The organism is Nesterenkonia sandarakina (assembly GCF_014138825.1).
GTDB lineage: Bacteria > Actinomycetota > Actinomycetes > Actinomycetales > Micrococcaceae > Nesterenkonia > Nesterenkonia sandarakina.
In genome coordinates, this window is sequence record NZ_JACJIH010000001.1 from 2,959,519 (window position 1) to 2,985,109 (window position 25,591).

At 68.4% G+C, this 25,591-nt stretch carries 21 protein-coding genes and 1 tRNA gene; 9 read left to right on the forward strand and 13 right to left on the reverse strand.

Going from position 1 to position 25,591, the window contains the following annotated elements; all coding sequences use genetic code 11:
- Window positions 1-67: 67 nt before the first annotated feature.
- Entirely contained in the window at window positions 68-784 is a 717-nt protein-coding gene (locus HNR24_RS13565; protein ID WP_058887412.1) for an ABC transporter permease, read from the forward strand.
- Between the two features lie 132 nt (window positions 785-916).
- Here HNR24_RS13565 and HNR24_RS13570 read toward each other — a convergent pair whose 3' ends face one another.
- From HNR24_RS13570 to HNR24_RS13595, 6 genes are all read right to left on the reverse strand, one after another.
- A complete protein-coding gene (locus HNR24_RS13570; protein WP_182496015.1) occupies window positions 917-1,234 on the reverse strand; it encodes a hypothetical protein in 318 nt (105 codons plus the stop codon).
- A gap of 235 nt (window positions 1,235-1,469) precedes the next feature.
- A complete protein-coding gene (locus HNR24_RS13575) occupies window positions 1,470-1,736 on the reverse strand; it encodes an HPr family phosphocarrier protein (RefSeq protein ID WP_179440800.1) in 267 nt (88 codons plus the stop codon).
- Window positions 1,733-3,790: a PTS fructose transporter subunit IIABC gene (locus HNR24_RS13580; protein ID WP_182496016.1), complete on the reverse strand. Its 2,058-nt coding sequence runs from the start codon at window positions 3,788-3,790 to the stop codon at window positions 1,733-1,735. The genes HNR24_RS13575 and HNR24_RS13580 overlap by 4 nt, the downstream gene beginning before the upstream one ends.
- Window positions 3,787-4,842: a 1-phosphofructokinase family hexose kinase gene (locus HNR24_RS13585; protein ID WP_182496017.1), complete on the reverse strand. Its 1,056-nt coding sequence runs from the start codon at window positions 4,840-4,842 to the stop codon at window positions 3,787-3,789. The genes HNR24_RS13580 and HNR24_RS13585 overlap by 4 nt, the downstream gene beginning before the upstream one ends.
- Window positions 4,839-5,636: a DeoR/GlpR family DNA-binding transcription regulator gene (locus tag HNR24_RS13590; protein WP_310735447.1), complete on the reverse strand. Its 798-nt coding sequence runs from the start codon at window positions 5,634-5,636 to the stop codon at window positions 4,839-4,841. Before HNR24_RS13590 ends, HNR24_RS13585 begins: the two co-directional genes overlap by 4 nt.
- Before the next feature lie 135 nt (window positions 5,637-5,771).
- Entirely contained in the window at window positions 5,772-5,924 is a 153-nt protein-coding gene (locus HNR24_RS13595) for a hypothetical protein (RefSeq protein ID WP_182496018.1), read from the reverse strand.
- A gap of 423 nt (window positions 5,925-6,347) precedes the next feature.
- Between HNR24_RS13595 and HNR24_RS13600 the strand changes: the two genes are divergently transcribed.
- The gene (locus tag HNR24_RS13600; RefSeq protein WP_182496019.1) at window positions 6,348-7,412 is read left to right on the forward strand and encodes a universal stress protein; all 1,065 of its coding nucleotides are present in this window, start codon (window positions 6,348-6,350) and stop codon (window positions 7,410-7,412) included.
- 51 nt (window positions 7,413-7,463) lie between these two features.
- Here the strand turns inward: HNR24_RS13600 and HNR24_RS13605 are convergent, their stop codons facing one another.
- The 4 genes from HNR24_RS13605 to HNR24_RS13620 all read right to left on the reverse strand — a co-directional run bounded on the left by HNR24_RS13605 (window position 7,464) and on the right by HNR24_RS13620 (window position 10,662).
- The gene (locus tag HNR24_RS13605) at window positions 7,464-8,450 is read right to left on the reverse strand and encodes a zinc-dependent alcohol dehydrogenase family protein (protein ID WP_058887406.1); all 987 of its coding nucleotides are present in this window, start codon (window positions 8,448-8,450) and stop codon (window positions 7,464-7,466) included.
- 22 nt (window positions 8,451-8,472) lie between these two features.
- On the reverse strand, window positions 8,473-9,636 hold the full coding sequence (locus HNR24_RS13610) for a DUF4389 domain-containing protein (RefSeq protein ID WP_058887405.1): 1,164 nt from the start codon (window positions 9,634-9,636) through the stop codon (window positions 8,473-8,475).
- A gap of 80 nt (window positions 9,637-9,716) precedes the next feature.
- Window positions 9,717-10,445 carry a hypothetical protein gene (locus tag HNR24_RS13615; protein ID WP_182496020.1) on the reverse strand — a complete coding sequence of 243 codons (729 nt, stop codon included), beginning with the start codon at window positions 10,443-10,445 and terminating at the stop codon, window positions 9,717-9,719.
- 140 nt (window positions 10,446-10,585) lie between these two features.
- Window positions 10,586-10,662 (reverse strand) — tRNA-Arg (locus HNR24_RS13620).
- Window positions 10,663-10,949: 287 nt separating this feature from the next.
- Between HNR24_RS13620 and HNR24_RS13625 the strand changes: the two genes are divergently transcribed.
- Window positions 10,950-12,824 carry a phosphoenolpyruvate carboxykinase (GTP) gene (locus tag HNR24_RS13625; RefSeq protein ID WP_083504554.1) on the forward strand — a complete coding sequence of 625 codons (1,875 nt, stop codon included), beginning with the start codon at window positions 10,950-10,952 and terminating at the stop codon, window positions 12,822-12,824.
- A gap of 46 nt (window positions 12,825-12,870) precedes the next feature.
- Here HNR24_RS13625 and speB read toward each other — a convergent pair whose 3' ends face one another.
- A complete protein-coding gene (gene speB, locus HNR24_RS13630) occupies window positions 12,871-13,893 on the reverse strand; it encodes an agmatinase (protein WP_182496021.1) in 1,023 nt (340 codons plus the stop codon).
- 60 nt (window positions 13,894-13,953) lie between these two features.
- Complete coding sequence (locus HNR24_RS13635) at window positions 13,954-15,654, reverse strand: BCCT family transporter (protein ID WP_182496022.1); 1,701 nt, start codon at window positions 15,652-15,654, stop codon at window positions 13,954-13,956.
- Between the two features lie 264 nt (window positions 15,655-15,918).
- On the opposite strand from HNR24_RS13635, the gene HNR24_RS13640 reads away from it, so the two are divergent.
- The 3 genes from HNR24_RS13640 to HNR24_RS13650 all read left to right on the forward strand — a co-directional run bounded on the left by HNR24_RS13640 (window position 15,919) and on the right by HNR24_RS13650 (window position 20,680).
- Window positions 15,919-17,538 (forward strand): SLC13 family permease, encoded by a 1,620-nt coding sequence (locus HNR24_RS13640; protein ID WP_083504552.1) that lies wholly within the window; start codon window positions 15,919-15,921, stop codon window positions 17,536-17,538.
- A gap of 355 nt (window positions 17,539-17,893) precedes the next feature.
- Window positions 17,894-19,834 carry a threonine/serine exporter family protein gene (locus HNR24_RS13645; protein ID WP_182496023.1) on the forward strand — a complete coding sequence of 647 codons (1,941 nt, stop codon included), beginning with the start codon at window positions 17,894-17,896 and terminating at the stop codon, window positions 19,832-19,834.
- 54 nt (window positions 19,835-19,888) lie between these two features.
- Complete coding sequence (locus HNR24_RS13650; protein ID WP_182496024.1) at window positions 19,889-20,680, forward strand: carbon-nitrogen hydrolase family protein; 792 nt, start codon at window positions 19,889-19,891, stop codon at window positions 20,678-20,680.
- Between the two features lie 110 nt (window positions 20,681-20,790).
- On the opposite strand, the gene HNR24_RS13655 is transcribed toward HNR24_RS13650, so the two are convergent.
- Window positions 20,791-22,509 carry a flavin monoamine oxidase family protein gene (locus HNR24_RS13655; RefSeq protein WP_058887400.1) on the reverse strand — a complete coding sequence of 573 codons (1,719 nt, stop codon included), beginning with the start codon at window positions 22,507-22,509 and terminating at the stop codon, window positions 20,791-20,793.
- 132 nt (window positions 22,510-22,641) lie between these two features.
- On the opposite strand from HNR24_RS13655, the gene HNR24_RS13660 reads away from it, so the two are divergent.
- From HNR24_RS13660 to HNR24_RS13670, 3 genes are all read left to right on the forward strand, one after another.
- Window positions 22,642-23,586, forward strand: coding sequence for an SDR family NAD(P)-dependent oxidoreductase (locus HNR24_RS13660; RefSeq protein WP_058887399.1), 945 nt, complete (start codon window positions 22,642-22,644; stop codon window positions 23,584-23,586).
- Window positions 23,587-23,620: 34 nt separating this feature from the next.
- On the forward strand, window positions 23,621-24,469 hold the full coding sequence (locus HNR24_RS13665) for an ABC transporter ATP-binding protein (protein WP_310735448.1): 849 nt from the start codon (window positions 23,621-23,623) through the stop codon (window positions 24,467-24,469).
- A 112-nt stretch (window positions 24,470-24,581) separates the two neighbouring features.
- Complete coding sequence (locus HNR24_RS13670; RefSeq protein WP_058887398.1) at window positions 24,582-25,589, forward strand: ABC transporter substrate-binding protein; 1,008 nt, start codon at window positions 24,582-24,584, stop codon at window positions 25,587-25,589.
- The last annotated feature ends 2 nt before the right edge of the window (window positions 25,590-25,591 follow it).

The following is a 25,591-nucleotide window of genomic DNA, read 5'->3' on the forward strand; positions in this document are numbered from 1 at the left end:
TGCGGGATCGCAGGGTCGCCCGCGGAGTCCTCGTTCCTTCGTCTCCCTTGCCGGTCTGCATGCACGCATGCAGTTGCTGGAGACCGTCAGAATCCCGGTCGCTGTGATCGGCAACTTCTTCTTTCCTGCCATGGCGCTGCTGTTCTTCGTGGTCCCCAACGCCGAGGTGGCTCAGGACCCGACCCTCGCGACCGTGGCAGTCGCCCAGCTCGCCCTCTTCGCCGTGATGTCCACTTCTCTGTTCAGCTACGGCACCGGAGTGGCCGAGGACCGTGCTCTGCCGTTCGATGCGTATCAGCGCACGCTCCCTGCAGCGGCCGCTCCACGCACCGCCGGACGGATCGTGAACGGCGTGATCTGGACGGCCGCGGCGCTGGTGCCCGTGGTCCTCATCGGTGCACTGCTGACCGAAGCGAGCCTCTCGTTCTGGCGCTTCGCACTCGGCTTCCTCGTTGTACTGGCGATCTCTGTCCCGTTCACCCTCATGGGACTCGCGATCGGGTACTCATTGCCGGCCAAGGCCGCTCTTGCGGTGGTCCAGCTGACGTTGTTCCCGCTGGCGTTCGCCGGCGGATTGTTCCTGCCTCCGGAAACGTTCCCCCGCTGGCTGGATGTCATCAGTCAGGGTCTTCCCTCCCGGGCCGGACGTGATCTGCTTGCCCAGATTCTCACCGGCGAGGGTTCCGCAGCGTTGGCGCTGCCGGTGCTCCTGGTGTGGACCCTGGTGTTCGCGGCGCTGACGGTATGGGCCTATCGCCGTGATGAGGGCCGAAGGTTCCGATGACCCGACCGGAGGGCCGAGCGTGCCGCACAGCTCGCCTGCACCAGGTGTGGCGCGTTCGTCGCGCATGAACCTCAGGCCCTGCATTCACGATGGCACCGCGAGGCAGCGTCCTGAATCTCCGCATCAGGTCCCTCAGGTCCTGGAATCCCCGTGCCTGCGGTCGTCCGTGAAGTGATACAACGCTGCGACGGCCACGCCCAGCACGACCCGAGGACGCGGTACGCCAAGCTTCCTCAGGGTCTGCTCCGAGGCTTCGTCGAACCACCAGCCGAACCGCCACATCCCGTGCATCGAGGCACCGGCCATCGCCGCATAACCCGCCCTCGCCTTCGGACTGAGCTGCACGTCGGCTGCCGGTTCTTCCTGCACCGAGGTGCTCTTGAGGGCCTTGGAGCCAAGCCCGGGGACCGCGACCAGGGCGACCACCGCGGCGGTAGAACCCCAGGTCATGCCGTGACGCAGCCACGCCGGGTACTTCCGTCCAGGGATGAGGGTCAGGGTCCCGCCGACAAGTGGTTGGGACCAGGGGCTTCTCGGGATGCTGAGGGCGGTGTTCTTAAGAGACATCTCTTCACCGAAGGGTGACCGGCTTCCATGGTCATCAGCCACAGGGTGGACACTGGCCACCGTCAAGCAGCCAGATGAGGAGGCTTACCCGCGGCGCACCCTCAGGCGCCGCCAAGCGTCACGGTGATTCCTCCAGCAGCTGCACCAGGGTCTCGAGAACCTGCTCAGCACCCTCGCCTCGGGCTCGCAGCAGGACTCGCTCCCCGTGGGCCACATCCAGGCTCATCACGCCCAGAAGAGAGTCGGCCTGGACGGAAAGCTCTGGCGCGGAGAGCTTCGCGATCTCCACCGGGACCTGTTGTTCTGCCGCCGCATACGCGAAAGCCGCGGCAGGCCGGGCGTGGAGCCCGGCCGCCGCGGCGATCACCGCAGTGCGTTCAATCATGCAGCAGAGGCTACACCCTTACGTGCCCAGCGCTTCAGGGCGATCACCGAGAACGCCGTGATCAGGGAGCCCGCTAGCACCGAGACCAGGAAGAGCCAGAAGTTCTCGATGGCGAACGGCACGAAGATGCCGCCGTGGGGTGCGTAGGAGGTGATGCCGAAGGCCATGGTCATGGCGCCGGTGACGGCACCACCGATCATGGAGGCCGGCAGCACGCGCAGCGGATCGGCTGCGGCGAACGGGATGGCGCCCTCGGAGATGAACGCCGCGCCGAGCAGCACAGCGGTCTTGCCGTTCTCCCGCTCGGCGGGGCTGAACAGGCGAGAATCGATGAAGGTCGCGAACGCCATGCCCAGTGGGGGCACCATGCCGGCGGCCATGACCGTGGCCATGATCATCAGCGGACCGGCGTTGCCATCGGCGACGGCGGCCGAGAGGCCTGCCACCGCGAAGGAGTAGGCCACCTTGTTGACCGGTCCACCGAGGTCGAAGCACATCATCAGACCAAGGATGATGCCCAGCAGGATCGCGGCGGAGCCGGTCATCCCGTTGAGCCAGCCCTCCAGGGCTGCGGTCAGCGAGGCGATCGGTGCACCGAGGACCAGCAGCATGAGTCCACCGGCGACCAGCGTGGCCAGCAGCGGGATGATCACCACAGGCATCAGTCCGGCCAGCCAGCGCGGAACGCTGAGCTTGCGGAACCACAGGGCCACCGCACCGGCGAGGACACCGCCGACGATGCCGCCGATGAAGCCGGCCTCCATGGTCAGCGCGATCGCGCCGGCGGTGAAGCCGGGAGCGATGCCGGGACGATCGGCCATGCCGAAGGCGATGTAACCGGCCAGCGCGGGCACAAGGAAGCCGATTGCGGTGCTGCCGAGGGTGAAGAGGACCGCACCCAGGTAGCCGCCCAGTGCGCCGAACCCGTAGAACTCCTCGGGCAGCTGATCAGCGGTGGGAAGGTTCCACAGCGAGTTCCCGAGGGCCACATCGGTGGCGACCTCGGTGATGGTGTAGCCGCCGAGCAGGAAGCCCAGCGCGATCAGCAGCCCACCTGCGGCGACGAAGGGGATCATATAGCTGACGCCGGTCATCAGGATCCGCTGGGTGGCGCGGCCGAAGCCTTCGCGCTCGCCGCTGGCCGCGGTGCTGCCCTCAGAGTCCCCGGATCCACCGGAGGCGACGACGGCGGCGTTCGGGTCCTTCGCCGCGGCCAGTGCCTCGGCGATCATCTTGGCGGGTTCGTCGATGCCGCGCTTGACCCGGGAGGCGATGACTGGCTTTCCGGCGAAGCGGTGGCGATCCCTGACGTCGACGTCGGTGGCGAAGATGACGGCGTCGGCGGCGGCGATGGTCTCGGCGCCCAGCGGGGTCGAGCCGGAGGAGCCCTGGGTCTCCACCTGGAGCTCCACGCCGGCTTCCTTGGCGGCCTTCTTCAGCGAGTCGGCAGCCATATAGGTGTGCGCGATGCCGGTGGGGCATGCGGTCACGGCGACCAGGCGACCGGCCGTCGTCGAACTCTGTTCGGAGGCCTCCCCGGTGCCGGCGGTGGATGCCGCCGGCGAGGAAGACCCGCGGGCCCCGGCGCCGGCGGTCACCGGTGCCGGCTGGACCGCCTCGGCGACCAGGTCGACCACGCGCTGTTCGGATCCGGCGCTGCGCAGCTCCGCGAGGAACTCCTCGTTGATCAGCGAGCTGGCCAGGGCGGAGAGGATCTTCAGGTGGGCCTGGTCCGCGCCGTCGGGGGCGGCGATCATGAAGACCAGATCAGCCGGTCCGTCGGAGGAGCCGAAGTCCACCGGCTCAGCCAGCCGGGCGAAGGTCAGGGTAGCTTCAGAGACGGCGCCGGTGCGGCAGTGCGGGATGGCGATGCCACCGGGCATGCCGGTCTCGGAGGTCTCCTCCCGAGCCCAGACATCGGCGGCGAGCTCGTCGACGGCGGTGCTGCGTCCGGCGGAGCCGACGAGGGCGGCGAGGGCATCAATGACCTCGCGCTTGCTGCCGGGGGTGAGCTTGTCGAGGCTCACCAGCTCCGGCGTGATGATGGTGTTCATGGTGTCTCCACATTCACGGTAGGTCTCGTTCGCGGGTTGAGGACGAGGTGTTCGGTGCTGAGTGTTTCGGTGCTGAGGTGGTGCGGGGTCGGCATGATGGAGCCGGGCAGCTCTGCGGCGGCTCGTCCCATGGCCATGGCGTGCTTGAGTGAATCGGTCTCGGAGGCGCCGGCCTGGGCGGCGGCGAGGAAACCCGCCAGGGAGGCGTCACCGGCGCCCACAGTGGAGCGCGGCACGATCGGTGGCCCCCAGGCGCGCAGCGCAACAGGTGCACCGGCGTCGTCCCGGCGGGTCAGCCGGGGGATGAGCACCGCACCATGGGCGCCGAGGGTGACCAGCGCGGCACGGGCCCCGTGATGCTGAAGCTCGGTGGCCAGCTGCACGGCTCGGGCCGGGTCGGTCTCGAGCTCCTCAGCGAGTCGCTGAGCACCCGAGGCGTCAGGTGCGACGGATCGGGTGAAGGCGGCATGCAGCTCGAGGAGCTCCTCGGCGTTGGGCTTGATCAGATCCGGCTCCGCGGGCAGGGCGGCGGCCATCGGCTCCCCGGAGGTGTCCAGGGCGATCCGCGGCGCCTGGTCTCCGAAGCTGCTGCGCAGTGCGGTGATCGCCTGGGCGTAGAAGTCCACCGGGACTCCGGGCGGAAGTGACCCCGCCAGGGCCACCCAGGACGCGCCGGCCGAGGCCTGAAGCAGCAGCTGAAGCAGCGCATCGGTGAGGGCGGCGTCGAACGCCGGCCCGGGCTCGTTGATCTTGGTGGTCACGCCCTGCGGGTCGGTGATCGCGGTGTTGGTGCGCAGCGGCGCGCCCAGCGGCAGCGCCCGTGCCGGGACGCCGAGCTCCTGCAGGGCGAGCAGCACCGGATCCTTCGGGTCACCCGGGAGCACCGCCACCGACGGGGTGCCGGCTGCGGTCAGCGCACGCGAGATGTTCACGCCCTTGCCGCCAGGCTCTGCGGTGTGCCCGATGGCGCGCTGCACCGCGCCGGGGCGCAGCGGAGCGTCGAGTTCAAGAGTCTTGTCCAGGCTCGGGTTGGGGGTGAAGGTCACGATCATGAGGTCACCGCCACGAGGACTCGGACATCGGCATCCCGCAGGGCGTGGGCCAGCTCCGGGTGCGGTGCGTCATCGGTGATCAGCACATCGATCTCCTCCAGGGTTGCGAACTGTACGAGGGTGCGTTGCCCGAGCTTGCTGGAATCCGCCAGCAGGACCACCTGGCGGGCGGCGTGGACCAGTCCGGACTTCACCGCGGCCTCTGCCGTGTCCGGGGTGGACAGGCCGAAGCCGGCGTCCACCCCGTTGGTGCCGATGAAGGCGACATCGGCCTGGCGCCGGGAGAGTGTGGCCACGGCCTGCGCGCCCACCACGGCGCCGGTGATCCCGCGGACCTTCCCGCCGAGCACCTCCACGTCCAGGGAGCTGACCTCTGCCAGCTTCTGGGCGATCGGGACCGAGCTGGTGGTGACGAACCGGGTGTGCTGCTGCTGCTCCCCGTCGCCGAGCAGCGCTGCGAGCGCCTCGGTGGTGGTGCCGGCGTCGAGCAGCACGGAGGCATCGGGGGAGGAGGGCACGAAGCTCAAGGCCTCCCGGGCGATCGCGCGCTTCTGCCGGGAGTGTTCGTTCTGCCGCTGCCGCAGCGAGGTCTCCCGGCGCGAGGGGGCAGAACTGGCGACGGCGCCGCCATGGACGCGCTGGAGTGAACCGGCGATCTCGAGCTGGTCGAGGTCACGGCGGACAGTCTCCTTGGTGACCTGGAGGTCATCGGCGATCTCCTGGACCGTGATGGTGCCGCTGCGGCGCAGACGGTCGAGGATCCGTTCGTGCCGCTCGGGGGCGAGCAGTGTCATGGGTGCCCCTAGATCGTGATCTGCAACACGTTTGTGTTGGTTTAGACAGACTTTATCTGTGTTTGCCTGTGTTCGCAACCGTTCTCGGGCTGCTTCTTGAGCTCTTCTTCGGGCCGGTGAGCCGCCTGGCCGGGATCACCCCGGCCAGGCCGAGTCCCCGGCTGCAAGGAAGGCCAGAAAGGTGGTGGTGGATTCCATCAGGATTCCGCAGATCGCGGTGAAACTGGCGCCGAAGAACGCGACCGCGGTGAAGGCTGGGAGGGTCGTGTCGGGGAATCCCGCCAGCAAGGCCGCGAAGATCGGCCAGGCCGGTGGCAGCAGGAGCTCGTGGCGCAGCTACAGCGCCGATCAGTTCGTCGTGACCTCTTCGCCGGGTCGGTCACTGATCAGTGTGGAGAGCGTGACCAGGGCGATCAGCTGCGCCACGGCTGCCTATCGCAGACGCCACGGACTCAGGGTCTGGAACATCAGGATGCCGGCGACGTCGATTCCGGCCCCTCGCGCAGAACCAGGTCGAGGCCCAGGAGTTGGCGGATGAGATGGCACTGATCTACACCGGGGTCCTCGCCAGCTATCTGCGCGGCTACCCGGGGTCCCCGGTGGAGGGAGGCCGACGTGCGGCGCAGGCCGCGGTGCAGGCTCGGAGAACCGGCTGAAATTGCCGACTCCCACTGCCTATAAAGTTCATTGTTTCGGGTCTAGCATCATGATATGGAACACACCCAGAAATCCGAAAGCAGCACCGTCCCCCGCGTGCTCGTCGGCATTGATGGCTCGGCCGGCAGCGAGCGCGCCTTCAAGGTGGGACTGATGGTCGCCAAGCAGCGGCAGTGGCCGCTGCGTCTGATCGGGACCTTCGTCCGCCCGGTCGTCACCGATGACTACTATGTGCGTCAGCTCGATCAGTATCGATCTGAGGCCGCGAACACTGTGCAGACCCTTCTGGATGAATACTCCGCCCGCGCCACCGACGCCGGGGTCGAGGTCAGCACGCACACCGCGGAGGGCGACGCCGGCGCCACCTTGGTCGATGAGAGCCAGGAGGCCCGGCTCGCCGTCGTCGGCAAGCGAGGCCGCAACCGGTTCGCGGGACGTTTCCTGGGCAGCGTCTCGGGCAAGCTGGCCGCCCATGCCCACTGTCCCACCCTGGTGGTCCCGGAGCGCTGGGAGTCTGACTCCGAGACGGAGCTGCTCGCCCCCGCACAGGACCGGCCCGGTGCTGAGGCGGAGCATGAGGAGCCGGTCAGCCTGATGGAGGAGTCCCATGCCAGGGACCACCGGCGCCGGTCCTTCGCCAACGTCACCGAGGCGCTGAACTTCGACTCTGAGATTGTGGTCGGGGTCGACGTCGGCGACCGCGCGGCCGACGTCGTCCACCTGGCGGCCGAGGCCGCTGAGCTGGTGAAGGCTCCGCTGACCCTGGTCTCCGCGGCTCCGCTGAACGCCCAGGGCCACTGGTACCCCAACACCGTGGAGCACAACCTGGAACTGCCGAATCTGCGCCGACGCTATACCGACCACCTGGAAGCGATGACCCAGGAGGTGGCGGCGAAATCCCCCGGGGTCTCTGTGCGCTGGCAGTTCTTCGACGGATCCCCGGCGGGTGTCTTGTCCGAGGCCTCGCGGACCGCGGAGCTGGTGGTGATCGGGACCCGCGGACACGGCGGGTTCTCCGGGCTGCTGCTGGGCTCGGTGAGCCAGGCCGTGCTCAACCGAGCAGTCTGCCCGGTGCTGGTGATCCCCACGCATAAGCCACACCGCTGGCACAGGCACTGAGTTCAGCCGGCACTGAGTTTCGCCGGGGCTGACGCCTCGAGAAGTCGACGCCTAGAAGGTCAGCACCAGCGAGCCCGAGGCGCGGCCACGACGCAGATCCTCCAGCGCCACGGGAAGGTCCTGGAACCTGTAGGGCGTCACCTGGGCGTGGATGCCGAGCCGTTCGGCCAGGCCCAGGAATGCGGCGCCGTCCGCACGGGTGTTGGCCGTGACGCTGCGCAGATCTCGCTCATAGAAGAGGCTTCCCTGGTACTGCATCGAGGGCAGGTCGCTCATATGGAGCCCCGCGATCGTGACGGTGCCGCCCCGGCTGGTCGCCTGCAGTGCGGCCGGCACCAGATCCCCGGCGGGTGCGAAGATGATCGCGGCGTCCAGCGGTGCGGGAGGTTCCGCGAAGGCGTCACCGACAAACTCGACGTCGAGCCGGCGAGCAAGCCTGCGATTCGGCTCCCCGCGGGTCATCACGCAGACGCGGGCCCCGGCGGCCAGGGCGAGCTGCGCGGTCAGATGCCCGCTGGAGCCGAAGCCGTAGATGCCCAGCCTGCCCCCGGGTGGCAGCATGCTGCGGCTCAGGGCCCGGTAGCCGATGATCCCGGCGCAGAGCAGCGGAGCCGTCTGCACCGGGTCCACGCGCTCTCCCAACGGGTAGGCGAATCCGGCGGGGACCGTGACGTAGTCGGCGAAGCCGCCGTCGGCGTCCCACCCGGTATAGAGGGAGTCCGGACAGAGGTTCTCGCGGCCGGCCCGGCACCAGCGGCAGCTGCCGCAGGTGCGTCTGAGCCAGGCGGCGCCGAGGCGTTCCCCGAGCTCGATGCGTCGCACTGCCGCTCCGCGAGCCTCCACGATCCCGATGATCTGATGCCCCGGCACCACATCGGCCCGGTGCGGTGGCAGGTCATGATCGATCACATGCAGATCGGTCCGGCACACCCCGCAGGCCTCCACGCGCAGCAGCAGCTCGTCGGGCTCCGGGGTCGGAACCGGAATCTCGGCTCGTTCCAGCGTGGAGCTGATCGAACTGGCGCGCCATGCTCTCATCAGAGGCCTACACCCAGTCTGATCAGGTGGCAGGACTGGTCCCGGGGCGTTGCTCGGAGGGTTCGTGATCAGGCAGACGGGCCCGGTCTGGTTCCTCGGGTCCCTGATCCAACCGGAACGGCGGGTACTCGTCTCGCATCAGCAGCACATAGGCGCCGACCCGATTGACCCACCGGTTCAACCCCATCACCAGGTCGAAGATCCCCGTGAAGTAGCGTCCGGTGAAGAGCAGGATGACCGCGGTGATCAGCAGCAGCAGGCCCAGCAGCGAGAAGCCCCCGCCGCCGCCCGTGGTGTTGCCGGCCTGGTCCCAGCTGCCCTGCCACCCGGTGCCAGAGGGGCTGGTGAAGATCCCGATCAGCAGCAGGTGTGGAATCGCCAACAGCCAGGACTTCACCAGCACCAGTCCGTGGGAGAGCCGCTGCGGATAGGCGATGCTCAGATCCGCGGGATAGTCCGCAGGGGCCAGGGTGAACGGGGGATACCGGTCCGTGGCCAGTGCGGCGTAGCCGTAGAACCCGACGCGCCAGGACCAGCGCAGCACCCCCACGTTGAAGCAGAACCAGGCCCGCGGGTAGCGGCCGGTGAACAGGATCACCAGCCCCGCTGCGAAGGTGGTCACCACCAGCGCGGACCACAGCAGCGCCAGCACCAGGTAGTGCGGGATCGCCAGCAGCCATTTCACCAGCCAGAGCCCACGGGAGGGCGGGGAGTCGAGGAGCCCGATCAGTCGCACCGGATAGCCGACGGCGGCGGGGGCTGAAACCGCGGGGGAGCCCTGGGCCCCGGGTGCAGTGGATGCCCCCGCGGCACCGGGAGCGCCCGGTGCCGCGGCGAGTCGCTGCGGGTCGATGTCACGTCCGAGTCCGGCCGCGCCGAGCAGCACCCCGGCCACGCCGATCAGCAATGTGATCGCACCGATGATCGCCAGCGTGGGTGCCAGGTCCTGCAGTCGTTCCCAGGCTTCGGTGGCCTGCTGCATACCCCAGTCGGACGCCTCCTGGTGCTTCATGACCCGCCATTCATCGGGTTCCGGAAGCAGGGCCCTGAGCAGGGCGCCGAGCAGGAGTGTGACCCCGAGGTTCCCGAGCAGCACACCGAGGATCAACAGGACCCACTGTCCCGGTCTCATCTTGGGGGAGGTGGGGGAATCCCGGTGCGCGCTGGGTGGAGAGGTCTGTGACATCACGGGCTCTCTTGGCTGGATCTGTGGATAGATCGTGTTCCAAGAGTAGGACCGGGCTCGGGCAGGGGGAACCTTTGAGATCAGAGAAGTGCCGGCTGGGCGAGATCCTCGTCGGAGGCAGAGGTGATCTCGCGGCGTTCTGCGAGATCTCTGATATTGCTCAGCATCTCCTTGCTCATCACGTAACTGATCGGTTCGATCAGGTGACGCGAGCTGAAGATCCGCTCCGGGATGGATTGTGGCCTGGGGTAGCTGAGTCGTTCGACCAGCCGGGTGCCGCCGCCAGGAGCCGGCCGCAGGTGCAGGGACCAGATGCCCGCCACGCGCGCAGCCGACTCGTCGGGCCCTGAGTCGCCTTCAGGCCTCGAGTCCACGACCAGGACCAGGTCGGCGGCGCTCTGGGCTCGTGCCACCCGCATCGCCATCTGAGGTGCCAGTCGAATCTCTCCGGCCGCGGCGACATCCTGATGCTCCGGAAGGACCCGATCGACATTGCGGATCTGACACCCGAGGAGGTTCTCCAGCCGTTCGAAGCTGTAGAACCCGCCGCGACCTTGTCCCAGCTGAGCCACCCAGGGCCACCCCCAGGGCCACCCCTGCTCCGCAGGCGCGGCGACCGTCACCGCGTGGGTCGCGGCCCACGCCGGGTGGGGGATCAGCTCGCCGCCCGGCCACGAGGCCTCGACCTCTGAGTCGGTGGCTCCCCAGCTCATCCGGCGACGGCGCAGCAGCGGCCCGGTCACCAGGTGGCCCACGATCCGCAGACCGGCCAGGCCGTTGCTCAGCCAGCCTCGTCCTGCTGTGGTCATGGCGGAACCTCGTTCCCAGGGGTGGCGCCGTTGAGCGGCCTGGGGCGAGACTAGCCAGCGCAGGTCTGCGCTGCAAGGTCTCAGGACATACAAGAACACCCCCTGAATCCTGGGATTCAAGGGGTGTTCTCGGATATATCTGGTGCGCCCAAAGGGATTCGAACCCCTGACCTTCGGTTCCGTAGACCGACGCTCTATCCAGCTGAGCTATAGGCGCATCTTCAATTTTTTCTGCCTGACCGCTGGGCGATCGCGACCTAGAAGACTATACACGGACCCTTGGGGGCTAACAAATCACCCGTGGGGCTCCGTCGTTTACAGTCCTGTCATGTTGGACCGCTACAGTGGTCTACAGCTGGTCCCCATCGGTGTTGACGGGGACGCAGGGATGGGTGCGCACAATGCTGTGCACACTCGGGGCATCCACGATGTCCACTTCCTTGGGTCCTGGTCTCACCAACCAGGAGGGGGTCAGAGAGAACCTGTACCCAATGGAGGGAAACAATGGTCAACACCGTTGCAACGGCGCCCGGTGCGAATAAGGCCAGTGGATCGAGGACCTCGGATTCCTCGATCACTGCTGATGCTCCCACGACACACCCCCCGCTGCTGAGCTTCGTCGAGGAGATCGCAGCCCTGACCCAGCCAGACCGGATCCACTGGGTTGACGGATCTGAGGCAGAGCACCGCAGACTCACCGACGAACTCGTCGAGGCGGGTACCTTCACCCGACTCACCAGCCCCGACTTCCCAAACTCCTTCGCCGCGTTCTCCGACCCAGCCGATGTGGCGCGGGTGGAGTCGCGCACCTTCATCTGCTCCGAGAACGAGCGCGATGCCGGCTTCACCAACAACTGGGTCGAGCCGGCGCAGATGCGCGAGACCCTGCGTGGGGTCTTCGACGGCGCCATGCGCGGGCGCACCATGTACGTGATCCCCTTCGTGATGGGCCACCTCGACGCGGAGGACCCCAAGTTCGGAGTGGAGATCACCGACTCCGCCTACGTGGTCACCAGTATGCGCATCATGGCCCGGATCGGCACCGATGTGCTGCACAAGATCGAGGAGCTGGACGCGTTCTTCGTCCCCGCGGTGCACTCGGTCGGCGCGCCCCTGGAGCCGGGGCAGCGCGATGTCCCCTGGCCGTGCAACGAGGAGAAGTACATCGTGCACTACCCGGAGACCCGAGAGATCTGGTCCTACGGCTCTGGCTACGGCGGCAACGCCCTGCTGGGGAAGAAGTGCTACGCCCTGCGCATCGCTTCGGTGATGGCCCGGGACGAGGGCTGGCTGGCCGAGCACATGCTCATCCTCAAGCTCACCAGCCCCGCGAACCGCAGCTACATCATCGCCGGTGCCTTCCCCTCGGCCTGCGGGAAGACGAACCTCGCGCTGATCGACCCCACCCTCGACGGGTGGAAGGCTGAGACCCTCGGTGATGACATCACCTGGATCCGGCCCGGGCACAACGGCGAGTTCCGGGTGGTCAACCCGGAGTCCGGCTACTTCGGTGTCGCCCCGGGCACCGGCTGGCACACCAACGCCAATGCCATGCGTGCCATCGCCAAGGGCAACTCCGTGTTCACCAACTGCGCGCTCACCGACGACGGCGGGGTCTGGTGGGAGGGCATGACCCAGGAGCCCCCGGCGCACCTGACCGACTGGCGCGGTGAGGACTGGACTCCGGAGTCCGATCTGCCCGCGGCGCACCCCAACGCCCGGTTCTGCACCCCGATCGATCAGACCGACATGCTCGCCGAGGAGTACTTCGAGCCCAACGGGGTGAAACTGGACGCGATCCTCTTCGGCGGCCGGCGCAAGACCACCGTCCCGCTGGTCACCCAGGCCCGTGACTGGAACCACGGGATCTTCTTCGGCGCCACGCTCTCCTCGGAGACCACCGCGGCGGCCGAGGGAGCGGTGGGCAATGTGCGCCGTGACCCGATGGCGATGCTGCCGTTCATCGGCTACGACGCCGGGGACTACCTCAAACACTGGGTGGAGGTCTCCGGTGAGGCCGATCAGGCGAAGCTGCCGGAGATCTTCCTGGTGAACTGGTTCCGCAAGGGTCGCGACGGGAAGATCGCCTGGCCCGGGTTCTCCGAGAACTCCCGGGTGCTCAAGTGGGTCACCGAACGCCTGGAGGGCGGCGGGAAGGCCGTGGAGACCCCGATCGGGTTCACCCCCACGATGGACGGCCTGGACCTCTCCGGGCTGGAGATCTCTCCCGAGGCGCTGACCGATGCGATCACCGTGCACCGCGACGAGTGGATCACCGAACTGGAGGGGATCGATGAATGGTTCGCCCAGTTCGGCGATTCCCTGCCGGAGTCCATCGCGTCCCAGAGCGAAGAGCTGCGGCGTCGTCTGACCCCCTGAGGTGCACTGAGGACCTGAGCTGAGCCCTAAGCCCCGGCCGGCGCGTTCAGCGCGCTGGCCGGGCCTTCTCGGCGCCCATGGCGGAGATCAGCTCGTAGAGCACATGCGCGGCCGCGATCCCGGTCAGCTGGGCGTGGTCATAGGCGGGGGAGACCTCGACGACGTCGACCCCGACGATCTGCTGATCGCTCAGGGAGCGGATGATCCGCAGCAGCTCACGGCTGGTGAGCCCCCCGGCCTCCGGGGTCCCGGTTCCGGGGGCGTGAGCCGGGTCCAGCACGTCGATGTCCACCGAGATGTAGACCGGCTTCCCGGCCAGGCGCTGCTTGAGCCGGGTGATCGCCGCCGGGACCCCGTGTTCCTCGATGAACTCGCTGCTGGTGATCTGGAAGCCCAGCGCCGCGTCCTCGGTGAGATCGCCCTTGCCGTAGAGCGGTCCGCGGATCCCGAGATGCGCGCTCGCGGTGAGATCGATGAACCCATCCTCGGAGGCGCGCCGGAACGGGGTGCCGTGGGTCAGCGGGACCCCGAAGTAGGTGTCCCAGGTGTCCAGGTGCGCGTCGGCGTGCAGCACCGCCACCGGCCCGTGCTTCTCGGCCGCGGCGCGCAGCAGCGGGTACGCGATCGTGTGATCCCCGCCGATCACCGCGAGCCGGTCCGCCCGGGTCAGCAGCTCCTTCGCGCCCTGGTAGACCTGCTCCATGGCCTCGTCCAGGTCGAACGGGTTCGCGACGATGTCCCCGGCGTCGGCCACCTGCTGCACCGCGAAGGGCGCGATGTCCTGAGCCGGGTTGTACGGGCGCAGCAGCCGGGAAGACTCCCGCACATGGGAGGGTCCGAACCGGGCGCCGGGCCGGTAGCTGACCCCGGAGTCGAACGGCACCCCGGCGACGGCGATGTCCGTGCTGCCCAGGGTCTCCAGAAGCGGCAGCAGCGCGAAGCTCGCTGCCCCGGCGAAGCGCGGCGTGCGGGAACTGTCCCGGGGCCCCACCGGGGACTGCGGGACCTCTGCCGATTCAGGGGTTGCAGGTGTATCCGGGTGATCTGCGTGCGCGTCGTGGGTGCTCATACGCCTCATTCTTGCGCAGCGACTGCCCAGATCGCGGCAACAGCACGGACTCAGGGCTGGCTAGGGGCGCGACTCGGCGTCGCCGGAGGTGCGGGGTGTCGCGCGGGGCGCCCCGGCGTGGGTGAACCGGGGATCGGCACGCAGCTGTTTGACCAGCGAGATCCCCAGCAAGGTCACGATGATCGTGAACGGCACCGCGGAGAGCAGTGCGGTCTGCTGCAGCGCCTGGAGTCCGCCGGCGATCAGCAGGACGACGGCGCACAGCCCGGTCAACAGGCCCCAGGTGGCCAGCATCGGACGCCTGGGCTGCATCGAGCCGCGGGAGGAGAGCACGCTGAGCACGAAGGTGTTCGAATCCGCGCTGGAGACGAAGAACAGGATCACCATGGCCACGGTGAGCACCGAGGTCACCGCAGTGAGCGGCAGCTCCGCGAGCAGCGCGAAGAAGGTCACGTTGGTGTCCTGCAGAGTCGCCTCGCCGAGGCTGGTCCCGAAGAACATGTCCAGGTGGATCGCCGCGCCACCGAAGATGGTGAACCACAGGCTGAAGACCAGCGTCGGGACCCCCAGCACCGCCACCACGAACTCCCGGATGGTGCGCCCCTTGGAGATCTTCGCCAGGAAGATCCCTACGAAGGCGCCCCAGCTCAGCCACCAGGCCATCATGAAGTAGGTCCACCACTGCATCCACTGCAGATCCTCGGGGGTGCCCGGGGTGAGCAGCGCGACCATCGGCAGCTCCGCGACGAACTGCCCCATGGAGCGGAAGTAGAGGTTGGAGATGAAGCTGGTCGGGCCCACGATCAGCACGAAGAGCCCGAGCGCGGCCGCAGCCAGCATGGTCGCCTTGCTGATCCATTTGATGCCGCGGGTGACCCCGGACATCGCGGAGAGGGTGAAGACCACGGTGATCCCGGCGATGATGATGACCTGCACGAAGAGATCCGAGGGGATGCCGGTGAGGCTGTTGACCCCTTCCGCGATCTGCGCCGCACCGAGCCCCAGCGAGGTGGTGGTGCCGAAGAGCGTGGCGATGATGGTGAAGATGTCGATGAGCTGACCCGCCCACCCGTCCATGCTCTTGCCGAGCACCGGGCGCAGCATCGGGGAGATCAGGCCGGTGTTGTGCAGCCGATGCGTGGAGTAGGCGATGGCCAGACCGAAGACGCCGAACAGCGCCCACGCGTTGGGTCCCCAGTTGAAGTAGGAGAACTGCATGGCGCGCACCGCGGCGTCCATGGTCTCTGGCTCGGCGAGCCCGTGCGGGGGCACCATGAAGTGGCTCATCGGTTCCGCTGCGCCGTAGCTGATCAGTCCGATGCCCATCACGGTGCCGCAGATCATCGCGATCCAGGACCAGTTGCTGAACTGCGGGCGGTCATCATCCGCGCCCAGGCGGATCTTCCCGAACCGGCTCAGCCCGAGGTAGATCATCAACACGATGCAACCGGCGGTGACCACCAGGTAGGCCCAGCCGATGTTCTGTGAGGACCAGTTCGACGCCGCCGTCATCACCAGGTTCAGGTTCTCCGGTGCCAGTGCGGCCCAGAGCACGAAGCTCAGCAGCGCCGCCACGGAGACGATGAATACCCCGCTGGGGCGGGAGCGGGGAGGCGTCGCGCCGTTGCGTACTGCGTCATTCTTCCCGAGGCCCTGGTGCGGGCCGCTCGGTCCCCGGTCGCTCGGTCCCCGGTCGCTGGGTCCCGTGCCGTTGCGTTCGGCGTCGGTGCCCGCAGCGGGCCCCTGGTGCTGGCTGGTCATCTGTCTCACACGTCCTTGGCTCAGCGAATCGAGCCTGCAGCCCGCCGCGACGAATGCGCAGGCGAGTGCCAGAACATCGGGGACCAGCATACTGAACCTGATGTGTGTGACGGCGCCATGGCCGCCCTCTGATCGGGGTCTGACGCGGCGCGTGCGGCGCTGTAGCCCTGGCCAGCGCGCCGCAGGCACTCTTAGCTGCGAGCTGCACGTGGTTCGTGTCACACACGGTTGTGTGACGGCGAAGACCGAGAGGGAGACAGTGCGATGACTGATCATTCTGAAGGGGCCGCGCCGGGTCCGGCGCGGCGCAGCGACGTCATCGACGAGGCGGGCCCCGCCCGGGCTCCTGGGAAGACCTGGGCCTTCCGCGGCCTGGGGGTGGCGCTGGCGATCCTGGTGTGGGCGCTGCTCGGTGCGGCAGATCTCTCGGCGGACGCGCGCCTGGTGGCCGCGGTGGCGGTGCTGATGGCCGTGTGGTGGATGACCGAATCGATGCCGCTCTCGGTGACCTCGCTGCTGCCGATCGTGCTGTTCCCGGTGCTCACCGCGCTGGAGATCGATGAGGTCACGGCGCCCTATGCGAACCCGATCGTCTTCCTGTTCCTCGGTGGCTTCCTGATCGCCATCGCCATGCAGAAATGGAACCTGCACCGCCGGATCGCGCTGCTCACGCTGCGCCGGGTCGGCACACATCCGCGGCAGATCATCCTGGGCATGATGATCGCGACCGCGTTCCTCTCCATGTGGGTCTCCAACACCGCGACCACGCTGATGATGCTGCCCATCGGGCTCAGCGTGCTGACCCTGGTCGTGGAGAACAGCCGGAACACCGGCACCAGCGCAGAGAGCGCGTCCATCTCGGAGGAGATCCGCTCCGGCAAGGCGATCAGCGACGTCATCGAGAACCGCGAGGTGCGCGTCTTCGGCGTCGCCCTGGTGCTCTCCATCGCCTGGGCGGCGACCATCGGCGGGCTCGGCACGCTGCTGGGCTCACCTCCGAATGCCATCGTCGCCGGGTACATCAGCGATGAGCTGGGCCAGACCGTCGGGTTCGCCCAGTGGATGCTGCTCGGTGTGCCGATCGTGATCGTCTTCATCGGTCTGTCCTGGCTGCTGATCACCCGGGTGATGTTCCGCTTCCAGCTCGAGGAGATCCCCGGCGGCAAGAAGCTGATCAACGAGGAGATCGCCGGTCTGGGTCGGATGAGCCAGGGCGAGAAGGTCGTGCTCGGGGTCTTCATCACCGCCGCCTTCTGCTGGATCGTGCCCGGGGTGCTCTCCGGCATCGGCAACCTCGCGGAGCAGCTGCCCTGGCTGGAGCTCTTCGATGACACGGTGATCGCCATCGGCGCCGGCGTCCTGCTCTTTCTCATCCCCGGGGACAAGCGCGGGAACATGACCCTGCAGTGGAAGGACGCAGAGGAGGGCCTGCCCTGGGGCGTGCTGCTGCTCTTCGGCGGTGGACTCTCGCTGGCCGCAGCCGTGGCCGCCACCGGGCTCGACGCCTGGTTCGGCGAGCAGGTCAGCGGACTCGGCGCGCTGCCGATCGTCCTGCTGCTGGCAGTGGTGGTCACCATCGTGCTGCTGCTGACCGAGATCACCAGCAACACCGCCACAGCGGCGACCTTCATCCCAATCCTGGGCGGGGTCGCCGTGGGCATCGGGGTGGACCCGGTGACGCTGCTGATCCCGGCCGCGCTTGCGGCGACCTGCGCCTTCATGCTCCCGGTGGGCACCCCGCCCAACGCCATCGTCTACGCCACGGGCTATGTGAAGATCACCGAGATGGTCCGCGGCGGCCTGGTCCTCAACGTGCTGGGCGTCATCCTGATCACCATCTTCACGGTGCTCCTGGGCCCGCTCGCCTTCGACATGGTGTTCTGAGCCGGGTTCACCGACCACCCGAGCCATGGACGGTCGCTGCTGCGACTGGTCGGGTTCTGAGTGGTCGGAGCCGGGAGCAGGCGGTGCTGGAGGGCGCCGTCGGGCAGTTCCACCGCCGGGCCGAGATCTGATCTCGCGCGAGGGTTTCTCAGGTCCTTCGCGCGTGACAGACTGACACCAAAGATCAGGGTGCGTCCCGGATGCTCCACGTCGCGGAGGCCCTATGTTGCCCCAGAACTCAAGCCGGTCAGACACGAGATTCTCGACGTCGAGCGGAGGTGTCACAGCGGAGTCTCAAGCGGCCGCAGGTGACGGCCGCCCGGGTGTCGACGGTTCAGGCGTCCACGGCCCGAATGTGGACGGGCTGGGTGTCGACGGCTCGGGCGCTGGCGGCCCTGGTGCTGAGAGCACGCGCATCAACGGCACCGGTGTCGACGCCGGCGGTCAGGGTGCCGCGATCGATCCGCGCATCGATCGCCAGGAGCAGGCGGCCCTGCCCCTGCCAATCGTGCGACCCGCGGATGAGCCCGAGGCCGAGCTGAGCTTCACGCAGAGCCTGACCCAGCATGTGGTCGACTCCTGGAACCACTCCGCCGCCGAGGAGGCTCACCTGGACTGGCCGGAGTCGCGCCAGGACCAGGACTCCGCGCCGGACCGGGAGCCCTATCGCTTCGAAGACTCCAGCGCCCCGCCGCTGTTTCCCACCGGAACCTATTTCCCTCCGGACACCGGAACGGGGGTGAGAGCTCATCCGGGCACAGGCGTGGTGACCGGGGCGGCGGCGGTTCCAGGATCCGGTCGGCCAGCCGATGGGGGAGCCGCACCCGCAACGAGTCACACCGAGGCTCCCACGCAGGACGGAGTCACCCCGGTCCGCCGGGTCAGCTTCCCCGGCCGGCTCCTGGCGCAGAAACTCATCCGGCCGGTGTCCCAGGTCTCTCAGGCGACCGGTCAGATGTCGACCCTGGACTGGCTCTCCGGCACCCCGTTCGAGAACCCGCACCAGGCGCAGGAGCCGGGGGAGGCTGACGAGCTCGTCACCATCAACCTGGTCCTGGACCTCGGAGAGGCGCTCTTCCGGTACGGCGCGGGCGCACTGGAGGTGGAGACCTCGATCCTCGCGGTGACCTCGGCGTGCGGGATGAAGAACACCGACGTGGACATCACCAACCAATCGATCATCCTCAACTGGTCCCCACCCGGAAAGGTGCCCTACTCGCGGGTGCGGGTGGTGCGCTCCTGGTCCGCGAACTTCCGGGCGCTCTCCGAGGTGCACACCCTGGTCACCGACATCGCGTTCGGACGGATCACGCGGGCCGAGGCCGAGGAGACGCTGCAGGACATCCTCCGGGACCCCAAGCCCTACCCGCGCTGGGTGGTGGCCACCGCGGGGGCGCTCTTCGCCGGGCTCTTCGCGAGCTACACCGGGGCCCCGCTGCTGGACGCCTCCCTGGGGTTCCTCGCGACACTCCTGGTCCTCGCGGTCATCCGCCAGCTCACCATCTGGCGCGTGCCGGAGATCTTCACCCTCGCGGTGGGCGGCTTCCTCGCCACGGCCGTGGCGCTGTGTGCGCTCACCCTGGGAGCCCCGATCACCACCTCCATGGTGGTCGCCGGGGGACTGATGATCCTGCTGCCCAGCGTGCGGATCGTCTCGGCCATCCAGGACGCGATCAACGCCTTCCCGATCACCGCGGCCGGGCGTCTGGTCTCCTCGCTGGTGGCCTTCTCCGGACTCACCGCAGGGATCATGGTCGGCGTCGTGCTCACCGGGCGCGCCGGAGCGCCGGAGCTGGACGTGACCCGGGAGATCATGCGGATCTACCACCCGGGCGTGCTCACCGCACTGGTCTTCCTGACCGCGATCACCGCGGCCATCGTGCAGCAGGCGCCCTACCGGCTGCTGCTGCCCACTGGAGCCGTGGCCGCGCTCGGGTTCGGCGGAGTCTCGGTCGGGGAGATGATGGGCTTCGGAGGCTGGTTCACCCCGATCCTGGGCGCCACCGTGGTCGGTGCCCTGGCCCGGGTCGTGGCGCTGCGGCTGCGCGCCCCACAGCTGGTGGTGGCGGTCCCGGCGATGATGTTCATGCTTCCGGGGCTGATCGTCTTCCGCGGGATGTACCAGATCGCCATCAGCCAGTCCTCGGTCAACCGGACCGCCGGGCTCTACGAGATCTTCGACGCGCTGATCATCATCATGGCGATCGCCGCCGGGATCGTGCTCGGCGACGTGCTGATGCGCCCACTGACCAAGCGGCTGCAGTCCAATGAACGCACCAAGGGTCGACGCCGCTGAGCGCCGCCCCGCGCAGGGACTCGCAAGATCAGAGACTCGGGAGATACTGGGCCCATGCGAATCGCCCTGATGCAGCAGACTGCCCGCCCGCTGGCGCTGGAGGACAATCTTGCCCTGATCGACGACGCCGCAGCCCAGGCCCGCTCGCAGGGGGCGCAGCTGCTGCTCACCCCGGAGCTCTTCGGCTTCGGCTATGTCCCGGAGATGATCCGCGGCCAGGTCAGCCCGGAGCAGGTCGAGGCCGCGCGGTCCGGGCTGCGCGGCATTGCGCGGGAGCGGGGGATCGCTCTGGTGTGGTCCCTGCCCGGCGCCGAGGCGCCGGATCAGCGCGGGATCACCGCGGAGCTCGCCGATGACCACGGCGAGCTGCTTGCCAGCTACCAGAAGGTCCAGCTCTTCGGACCCGAGGAGCGGGCGGCGTTCCTCCCCGGGGACCAGCCCCCGCCGGTGATCCATTGGCGTGGACGGCGGCTGGGGCTGCTGGTCTGTTACGACGTGGAGTTCCCCGAGATGGTCCGCGCCGCCGCGGTGCGCGGGGCTGAGCTGCTGCTGGTGCCCACCGCGCTGGCCGGGGACGAGGCCTCGGTGCCCGGGATCCTGCTGCCGGCGCGCGCGGTGGAGAACGGGATCACCCTGGCCTATGCGAATCACTGCGGCACCGAGGGCGGGCTGATCTTCGACGGGCGCAGCGTCGTCCTGGGACCGGCCGGGCAGCCGCTGGGGCAGCTGGGCGCCGAGCCAGGACTGCTGGTGGTGGACCTGCCCGAACTCAGCGAGGGTCCCGGCGCCGCCACTGCGGACTACCTGCAGGACCGACGGGCAGAGCTGCACCGGGGCTGGCTGTAAGGAGCGCAGCCTCAGCCGCGCATCGCGCGGTCACCGCCGGCCGTGCTCACCAGCAGTCGCGAGCGCCCGCTCACCAGCGGTTGCGCTCATCCTCGGCCGCGAGCGCTCGCTCAGTCCAGCCGCACCGGGGCCAGGTCCTCCCAGAGATCACCCGGGCCCGGGTTCTGCGGGGAGGCGGTTCCGCCCAGGTGGTGCAGCACGCCCCACACCGCGTTCAACGCGGTGGTCACCGCGCCCTCGGCCCAGCCCGCGGTGAAGGAGATGTCATCCCCGGCGAGGAAGACCCCGCGCTGGTGCTCTGGCAGCCGGTCCTGGATGAAGTGTCCGAAGAGCCGCTCCTGATAGCGGTAGTGCCCGGGCAGGTTGTTCTTGAAGGCGCCCATGAAGTTCGGGTCCGCCTCCCAGGAGACGGTGATCGGCTCGCCGATCATATGCGCGCCGATGTCCACCCCGGGGTAGATCTTCGCCAGGGAGTGCAGCATCAGCCGGGTCCGTTCCGCGGCGTCCAGCGGCAGCCACTTCAGCGCGTCGTCGTTCCAGGTGTAGCTGAGCAGGATCGCGGCGGGCCGGTCCGGGCCTTCATCCAAGAGGTAGGTGGCGCGGGGGAGCCGGTCGGTGAGCGTCATGGACATCACCGGGCGCCCGGTCTCCGGGTCGATGTCGCGCCAGAACGGCCGGTCCACCATCACGAAGGTCTTCGAGGAGAGCATGTAGTGGCTCTTCTCGATCGCGGTCCACATCGATGGGGCGAACAGGTTCTCATCGGTGTCGATCCGCGCCGAGAGCAGCCAGGACTGACACGTCACCACTGCGGCGGCGAACTCCTGGGTGCGGCCCCATTTCTCGGTGACCCGCACTCCGCCGCCGGGAAGGGCCTGGCTGGTGCCGCGGTGGATCCCGGAGACCGCGCCGCGCGGGGCGCCGCCGTGCAGCGATTCCAGCGAGGTCCCGGCGGGCCAGTGCGCCAGCTGCTCCGGCGAGTGCTTCCAGAGCTGGACCGGCAGCCGCTGGGCGCCGCCGAGGATGCTGCGATGGTGATCATCGGCCCCGGTGAACACCACGCGGAGCACCTCGAGGATCGAATTGGTGAAGTCGGTGTCCCAGCCGCCGCTGCCGAAGCCCACCTGTCCGAAGGCCTCCAGATGCTCGAAGCTCAGCTCCTGGAACGCCCGGGTGGAGGAGAGGAAGCCGTAGAAGGATTCATCATCGAAGCGCTGCACCAGCTGGTTCCACAGCCGCTTCAGCTCGGCGACGTCGCGCTCGCAGATGGCCTGCTGCACCGCCGCGAGCTCCGCGTCCTCGGTCAGGGCGCGCTGCCAGGCCTGGGCCACCTCGGCGAAGAAGGGCGGCAGGTGGCTGGCGTCCTCGGCATAGTGGGACTGGCCCTTGAGCTCGATCACCGTGGAAGGCGTCGCCGGGGTCAGCGGGTTCGGGAACTCCCGGGTGGGCAGCTCCAGCAGGTCCACATAGTGGTAGAACGCCTTGCCCGACGTGGGGAAGCGCATCCCGCCCAGGTCTGCGACCACCTCCGGGGCCGCGGCGAAGGACTGGGTCTTCAGCCGGCCGCCGATCTCGCCCGCCTCGAAGATCACCGGCTTCAGCCCCAGCTTCATCAGCTCATAGGCGGCGACGACGCCGGCCAGCCCGGCCCCGATCACGGCGACCTCGGTGCCCTGCGCCTGCTCCGGGAGGCTGCCCAGACCCGCTGGGTGCTGCAGGTAGTGGTCATAGCTGAACGGGAAGTCCGGGTTCAACATGGTCAGCGTGGCCTCCCCGGGTGCGGCGTCGGCCGGATCCGGGGTCTCGGGCAGCGGGCTGGAGAGCGTCATGATGATCAGCTTATGGGGCCGAGGGAGGAGTTCATGTGACCCCCGGTAGGCGACACCCGGCTTCGGGCGAGCATCCAGACTGCCGGTGGAAGGTGGGAGCCCATATGACCCCAGGATCAGAGGACCATACCGATGGCGCGCTTCACCTCCGGCTTCACTGCGACCAGCACCGCCTCCGAGGTTCTGGAAGGGGTTGATCTGCGCGGGAAGTCCGCGGTCGTGACCGGAGCATCCTCCGGGATCGGGGTGGAGACCGCCCGCGCACTCGCCGGGGCCGGAGCTCACGTGGTGCTTGCCGTGCGCGATGTGCGGGCGGGCCGCCGAGCCGCCGAGGACATCGCCCACACCCATCCTGGGGTCACCCTGGAGGTCAGAGCACTGGACCTGGCCGACCTCAGCTCGGTGAAGCGGTTCACAGAGGGCTGGTCAGGTCCGCTGCACCTGCTGATCAACAATGCAGGCATCATGATGACGCCCGAGCTGCGGACCTCGCAGGGGTGGGAGCTGCAGTTCGCCACCAATCATCTCGGACATTTCGCCCTCGCGCTGGGACTCCATGCTGGACTTCTCGAGTCCGGCGACGCCCGGATCGTCTCGGTCAGCTCATCCGGACACGGGATGTCAGACATCGTCTACGAGGACCTGTTCTTCGAGCGCAGGGCTTATGACCCCGGCCAGGCCTACGGCCAGTCCAAGACCGCGAACGTGCTCTTCGCCGTGGAGGCCTCACGCCGGTGGGCCACCGAGGGCATCACCGCCAACGCCGTGATGCCCGGAGGTATCTGGACCAATCTGCAGCGTCACTGGGAGCCGCAGGCGCTCGCCGACACCAAGGCCTATGTGGCCGAGGCCGGCATCGCGATGAAGACGCCCGCTCAGGGCGCTGCCACATCGGTCCTCGCCGCCGCGTCCCCTCTGCTCCACGGCGTCGGCGGGCTTTACCTCGAGGATTGCCAGCAGGCAGAGATGGTTGAGGAGATCATCAACGGCACCCACGGGGTGAGGGCTTATGCACTGGATCCCGAGAATGCCGGCCAGCTCTGGACCAGGTCCGCGGAACTTCTGCGAGCGAGTTAGGTTAACCTTCCCAATAATTTGCTAACATGCAGATGTGCCAATCAAACAGAAGCCCGCCGCGCTGCGCACCGAGTCCGTCTCGGTCTCCTATGGAGCCTCCCCGGTGGTCCACGACGCCAGCATCGAGCTGCTCCCCGCCGGGGTCACCGCCCTGATCGGCCCCAACGGCAGCGGCAAGTCCACCCTGTTGCGCGGGATCTGCCGGTTGGCGCACACCACCGGGCAGGTCACCCTGGATGGTGAGGACAGCGCAGCACTCTCACCGCGGGCCTTCGCCAAGCGGCTGACCATCCTCGCCCAGCAGCGCCCCACCCCCGGCGGTCTCACCGTGACCGAAGTGGTCGAGCTCGGACGCCACCCGCACCGCAGGCGCTTCAGCCGCACCGACCAGGCCTGCCGCGACGCCGTGGAGCGCGCCATCGGCCTCACCGGTCTTCAGGAACTGCGTCACCGTCCCGTTGCGGAACTCTCCGGCGGGCAGCTGCAGCGGGTCTGGCTGGCCACCTGCCTGGCCCAGGAGACTGACGTGCTGCTGCTGGATGAACCCACCACGTTCCTGGACCTCAAGCACCAGATGAGCCTGCTGGACCTGATCCGCGATCTCGCCGACACCCACGGCCTGACCATCGGGGTGGTGCTCCATGACCTGGAGCAGGCCGCCGATATCGCCGACCGCGTCATCCTGGTCTCCGAAGGTCGGATCAATGCCGCCGGAACCCCGACCGAGGTGATGACCGCGGAACGGCTCAGCGCCACCTTCGGGGTCGACATCCAGGTCGCCCCGCTGCCCTTCGGCGGGATCGCCGTGCGCGCCCAGCGCGCCGGTCGGCGCTCCACCTCCCGGATCGAAGAGCTCGCCGAGCCGGTGCTGCTCTCCGCCTGAGCCTTCCCTGCACGCCGGGCCGGCCCCTCACTCGGTCGCGCCCGTCAACAGCCGTGCCCGCCTCAAGATCTCTATCCTCGTTTCACCCGTACCGAAAGGAACCCCGCCCACTATGAACCGCACTGACCGCCTCGGCAGGACCACCGCGGCAGCCGCCGTCGTCCTGCTGGCGCTGACCGCCTGTGGCACCACCGATGTTGACGAGACCGAGGAGGACGCCGCGGCGGCCGACTCCGGGCCGGTCACCGTGACCGACTACCGGGGCGAGGAGATCACCCTCGACGCCCCGGCGGAACGCGTGGTCACCCTGGAGTGGGCACAGACGGAGAACGTCGAGATCCTCGGTGGCAACCAGGTCGGCGTGGCTGACCTGGAGGGCTACGGGATGTGGAACTCCGCGGCTCCGCTGGACGAGGACACCACCGACGTGGGGCTGCGCACCGAGCCGAGCCTGGAGGCCATCGGCCAGGCCGACCCGGACCTGATCCTCGGCGTGGACGTCTCCGTGCCGGAGGGGCTGCTGGAGGACCTCGAGGAGATCGCTCCGGTGGTGCTGCAGCCCGGCGCCGACGCCTCGGATCCGCTGGGGAACATGGAGGAGAACTTCCAGATGACCGCGGAGCTGCTCGGCGCCGAGGACCGCGCGGACGAGGTCTGGGCCGAGTTCGAAGCCACCCGCGACGCCGGTGCTGAGGCCATCGAAGCCGCTGGCGCCGAGGGGACTCCGTTCGTGCTGGTCTACCCGACCGTGGAGGGCAACACCGCCACCTTCCGGATGCACGGCCCGGGCGCCCTCGCGCAGACCCTGGGCGAGGAGATCGGGCTGGAGTCGGCCTGGGAGGACGAGGGCGATGAGGCCTTCGCGATCAGCCAGTCAGACATCGAGGGTCTGACTGCGCTGGAGGATGACACGATCCTCTACTGGTGGACCGCCGAGACCGAGCCCGAGGATCCCTTCTCCACGCTGGAGGACAACTCGGTCTGGAACTCGCTCGGTTTCGTCGAGAATGAGGCCACCCATCCGGTGGAGGAGATCTGGATCTACGGCGGCCCCGCCTCGGCAGGTCAGTGGATCGACTACCTCGCCGAGACCGCAGCCGAGACCGCTGGCCAGCAGTGATT